Genomic DNA, 1,872 nt, shown 5'->3' with positions numbered 1-1,872 from the left:
CGCCGTGGTGGAGCTGGAGCGCAAGGTGGACGAGCCGGTGGAGGTCCTGGTGAACCACCGTCTGGTCGCCCGCGGCGGGTCCAACCGCCAATAGGCGAGCGCCAGCAGAACCACCGGCATCCAGGCCGCCAGCGACGACCACAGCGCCGCCCGCGCCGACCGCCACAGGGCGATGAAGCCGCACATCCCGTACAGCAGGGCGAAGCCGGCCACCGCCCACAGGAAGCGCCCGGACTGGACCGGCAGCCCGGAACCGGGCGGCGGCACGATGGGGTGACCGTCCGCGGTGACGGCGGGCGGCGGCAGGGGCCAGCGCGGCACCGTCCAGCCGGCGAAGGCCAGCAGAACCGCCAGCGCGCCGATCCAGGCGATGCCGGCGATCCGCTCGATCCGGCGCCCCGCGGCGATGCAGAGCAGACCGAACAGCGCCAGCATCACCAGCGATCCCGTGCGGTGCCCGTCCACGGTGGCGAGCATCGCCATCAGCACGCCCAGCACCGCCACCGCCGCGACGGCCAGACGGTCCGCCCGCGGGCGCCCCTTCCAGCGCAGCATGTCGAACAGGGAGGTGCGCGCCACCGCCTCCACCGGCCCCGCCAGCAGGGCGGGCATCAGGAACAGCCCGGCGCTCAGCAGCAGGTAGATGCCGACCGGCAGGGCGTCGCCGGGGCTCCAGCCGCCGACGTACCAGACCGGCACCCAGCCCGACGCCCCGACCAGCGTGCCCAGCCCCAGCCAGCGCCAGCCGCGCCACAGCACCACCGTCATGCCCGCTCCCGACAGGGCCAGCAGATAGGCGAACAGTCCCCAGGCCGATCCTCCGATGGACGAGACCAGAAGCGGCGTCGCGAAGCCGCCGAGCAGGCCCAGCGCCGCGATGTAGGGCCCCTGAAGCAGCGACAGCGCCATGCCCAGCGCCGCCAGCCCGCCGAGCAGGGCGAAGGCCACCGGCGGCGCGAACAGATCGTAGAGCACATAACCGCCATAGACGCTGGCGAAGCCGGTGAACAGCCCCGCCGCGGTCAGGGCCGGCGGCACCGGATCGCGCCCTGCCGGTTCCGCCGGCTTCCCGCGCCGCCGCAGCCACTCCCCCCCGGCCATCAGCGCCGCGGCGGACAGCAGGCCGAGCGTCACGCGGACGCCGGGGCCGAGCCAGCCCTGTTCCATCGACATCTTGATGAAGAAGGCCGCCGCCAGGGCGACCGTCGCCCCGCCCAGCCAGATCAGCCAGCGCCCGGCCAGCGCGTCCTCCAGCCGGCTCCAGACGGATACCGCCGGTGGTGATGGCGGCGGTGGCGATGGCACCGGGGGTAGCGGGATCGCGGGCGGCTCCGGCGGGGACTCCGCGGCGGCGGTGTGCATGGCGGGGGCATCGACCGGCGCGGCGTCCGGCGTCACCGGCCCTTGCAGCCGCTCCATCGCCTGCCGCAGCCGCGCGATCTCGCGTTCCTGCGCCGTCAGCCGGCGGTTGAACCGGTAGGCGACGACCGCCCCGACCAGCACCAGAAGGATGACGTCCATGCCCGACCGCCCCGGCTGCGCTTGCTCCGCCGCAACGATAGCGGTCAGCCGGCGGGCTTGTCTCTCTGACCTATAGAGGCGTCCAAACGGCCCATCATCGTCAGGGCGTCATCGACCGCGTGAAAGTCCGCCGTGTTGTCGAAGACGCACCAGACCGCACGGTCCCGCGCCTCGTCCCGGAAGCGCCGCGCCAGCCGGTCCAGCGCGTCCAGCGGGTAGGCGCTGCGGTACATCACCGGCGATCCGTGCAGCCGCCAATAGCGGAACCCGTCCCAGCCCGCCGGCTCCGCCGCCGCGGGCACCGGGGCCGGGTCGGCGGCGGCACGGGCGACGGCGTGGTCCACCAGCAGG

The 1,872-nt window shown here is 74.4% G+C and carries 2 protein-coding genes and 1 pseudogene; 1 reads left to right on the top strand and 2 read right to left on the bottom strand.

The genetic code is table 11. The features are described 5' to 3' along the window. Window positions 1-4 precede the first annotated feature (4 nt). Complete coding sequence (locus QSG27_RS28825; RefSeq protein WP_306712272.1) at window positions 5-94, top strand: hypothetical protein; 90 nt, start codon at window positions 5-7, stop codon at window positions 92-94. 2 nt (window positions 95-96) lie between these two features. Here QSG27_RS28825 and QSG27_RS28820 read toward each other — a convergent pair. After that, a pseudogene (locus QSG27_RS28820) lies at window positions 97-1,362 on the bottom strand (DUF2339 domain-containing protein); the annotation flags it as partial. Window positions 1,363-1,565: 203 nt separating this feature from the next. Beyond that, window positions 1,566-1,872 (bottom strand): DUF72 domain-containing protein (locus QSG27_RS28815; protein WP_306712271.1); only part of this gene is annotated, 307 nt, incomplete at its 5' end.

Origin of the sequence: Azospirillum isscasi, assembly GCF_030849505.1 — a bacterium.
GTDB lineage: Bacteria > Pseudomonadota > Alphaproteobacteria > Azospirillales > Azospirillaceae > Azospirillum > Azospirillum isscasi.
This window is presented reverse-complemented; position numbering and strand designations above follow the sequence as displayed.